We start from the raw sequence: 1,204 nt of genomic DNA, 5'->3' as shown, positions 1-1,204 counted from the left end.
CGTGCAAAAGCACCGCGTGAAGCCGTTGATAAATTGGCAATAGAAATGCGTGCAAAGCGCTTCGGTTTAACGCTACAAGAGGCAAAAAATCCACTTTCTGGTACCTATATAGGGCGGCTTTGTTTGCAAGGCGTGCTTACTCAAGAGCAATACGACACCGCCCAGCAATATCTACAGATAAGGAATAATTACCTTTGCGCAAAAGGCTTGCCTAATGCAATTTATGACGAAATGCCATCATCATCTGATGATAAGGCAAGAGATAAATGGGTAGAATTTGCAACAGAGCAGTTTATAAACACGCAAGAGGCACTAAAAGAAGCCCAATGCCTCTATAGACAATATAACCTTTATGCAGCGCTACAGTGCCTCGTTATAGAAGATCAAATGCTACCACACCTTGTGAATTCATTACGTGTTGCTCTTAATGTGCTTCATAAGTACTTTTCATAAGTATGCAATTATTCATAAAAATAAATAAGCATATCATTTACTATTTCAATTTCATGATCTAGCCTTTTAACTTTTTCTTTTTGTGTAGCAATAGTCTTTCGAACATCGGTAATGATATCGAGGAGTTGTGATACCTTTTCATGTTGCTTATTTCGTTTTGCTCTATCTAAATGCTGCATTTGCTCTATTTCGAATTGCATATTGCTTATCACGGCACGCGATACACTATTTCGGTTTATGACTAGACAACGCCATTGCTCTATATTTTTTATATGTTGCTTAGCTAGTCGTGCTGGTAGCGACAAAGTTTTTTCTACGTATTTATCGTGTATCCATTGAGCGTTGTAATACCTTTGTTCCCACCAATTGTAATTTTTATACAGATAATCACTGCGTGCTCTCTCTAGTCTTACTACTTCTTTTGAACAGCAGAATTCATCTAAATTATCATCAGCGTATCCGTTTGAAGGGAATATAAGATAGGTTGTAAAAAGTGCGATAATTAATACGCTTCTAAATAAAGATTTTTTTATAAACATCACTTCTACCTTAATATGTCTACCTTAATATGCACTTTATCTGTTTAACTGATTCCTTTTGAAATTATCAATATGTGTTATTTTAGTGTTGACAAAGTGATGCAAATCGTATTTAATGACCTTACTGTACTTAGGCGTATTGTGTCTAGACGAGAGGCAGTGCAGTTTGGAATCCCCGCAAATGCGGGGTTTTTTATTATCTGGAGGGTGTA

At 36.6% G+C, this 1,204-nt stretch carries 2 protein-coding genes; one reads left to right on the top strand and one right to left on the bottom strand.

Annotated elements, in window-relative coordinates:
* On the top strand, nucleotides 1-453 hold a 453-nt coding region (locus ACFIJZ_RS09780; RefSeq protein ID WP_375631968.1), incomplete at its 5' end, for a hypothetical protein.
* Between the two features lie 8 nt (nucleotides 454-461).
* On the opposite strand, the gene ACFIJZ_RS09775 is transcribed toward ACFIJZ_RS09780, so the two are convergent.
* Entirely contained in the window at nucleotides 462-992 is a 531-nt protein-coding gene (locus ACFIJZ_RS09775; RefSeq protein WP_375631966.1) for a hypothetical protein, read from the bottom strand.
* Nucleotides 993-1,204 lie beyond the last annotated feature (212 nt).

It is taken from the genome of Bartonella sp. CL70QHWL (assembly GCF_042194855.1).
In the GTDB taxonomy this organism is placed as follows: Bacteria; Pseudomonadota; Alphaproteobacteria; order Rhizobiales; family Rhizobiaceae; genus Bartonella.
This window is presented reverse-complemented; position numbering and strand designations above follow the sequence as displayed.

Bases quoted from the DNA above. Each gene is read 5' to 3' on its own strand.
- ACFIJZ_RS09775 (WP_375631966.1), bottom strand. From the start codon at position 992: ATGTTTATAAAAAAATCTTTATTTAGAAGCGTATTAATTATCGCACTT.